Genomic DNA, 1,381 nt, shown 5'->3' on the forward strand with positions numbered 1-1,381 from the left:
TCTATAATGGTGCAAAAACACTTCAATAATTTTACAATTAAATAGAATAAAAAACATTTACGCAAAATACTTGTTATAATTAAGTCACTACACAAAATACAACATAAAAGATATGCATAAATGTTTATGAACTCAATTATATCAAATGAATTATCATTACACAAACTTTTAAAAGAATTAAATTTTGATTTATATCTAACTAAGCCTCAACTAAATCACTTACAAAGCACTATGAATGCTATGGTTTTAAAAGGTTATAATGGTAAGGTGTCCGATATAGCGGAGCTCGCTTCGAAAAAGCATCGAACTAGTATAGCTAGGTTCTTTTCCAAGAGCACTTGGAATGAAGAACTTCTTATGAACTCTTTAGAATCAAAGAATGTAGATCTTATCTGGAATAAATCTAAAGAGTCAAATAAACCAATATATCTAATAATTGATGATACAATTTCTGAAAAGACAAAGCCCTCGTCAAAGGCTGTGAACACAATAGAAAAGTGTTCTTTTCATAATTCACATCTTAAAGGAAAAGTTGTATATGGACATCAATTACTTGTAGCATTACTTTCATGTGATGGGTTAGTGTTACCTTATGCTATAAGAATTTATGATAAGGATAAAATAAGTAAAATAGATATATCTGTAGAATTAATTAATTCTCTTCCTAAGCCAATTACTAAAGGTTATGTTTTGTGTGATAGTTGGTATAGTTGTAAAGCTATCTTTAATGCTACTGTGAAAGCTGGTTACAGCTATATTGGTGCGCTTAAAACTAATAGAGTTATATATCCTAAAGGGCATGAAAGACTAGGAATTAAATTGCATAAATTTGCTATGAGTTTAAATATAAAGGACTTTGACCTAGTCACAGTTAAAGACCAAGAATACTATATTTATAATTACATTGGAAATTTAAATGATATAAAAAGTGTTTCAATAACTTTAAGTTATCCAAAAAAATTATTTCAAAACGAAGGTTCTTTCAAAACATTTATTTCTTTAGATACATCATTAACTCCTTTAGAAATTTTAACTCACTATATAGATAGATGGGCAATATAGCCATTCTTTAGAGATTGTAAAAACTATCTTGGACTAGATAACTATCAAGTTAGAAGTGAAACAAGTATTACTAGATACCTTATAGTAATGATAATAACATATACTTATTGTAAGTTATATTCAAATGAATCCTTTCACTTTAACACTGGGTTGAAGTTAGCCCAAAATGATTTAAGAAAATCTCAAGTTATTTGGATTTATACCGCAGCCGAAAACGGCGAGCCGGTACAAAAAATCTTAAAGTTGCTAAAAATAGCTTAGGAATCTCATTAGTTATTTAACTGTAAAATTATTCAAGTAAAAATGCACTATTATAGTT

The 1,381-nt window shown here is 28.0% G+C and carries 1 pseudogene; it reads left to right on the forward strand.

Annotated elements, in window-relative coordinates:
- Positions 1 to 120: 120 nt before the first annotated feature.
- A pseudogene (locus tag BM119_RS19475) lies at positions 121 to 1,323 on the forward strand (IS701 family transposase).
- Positions 1,324 to 1,381: the final 58 nt, after the last annotated feature.

This window comes from Clostridium frigidicarnis (assembly GCF_900111985.1).
GTDB classification, from domain to species: Bacteria; Bacillota; Clostridia; order Clostridiales; family Clostridiaceae; genus Clostridium_Z; species Clostridium_Z frigidicarnis.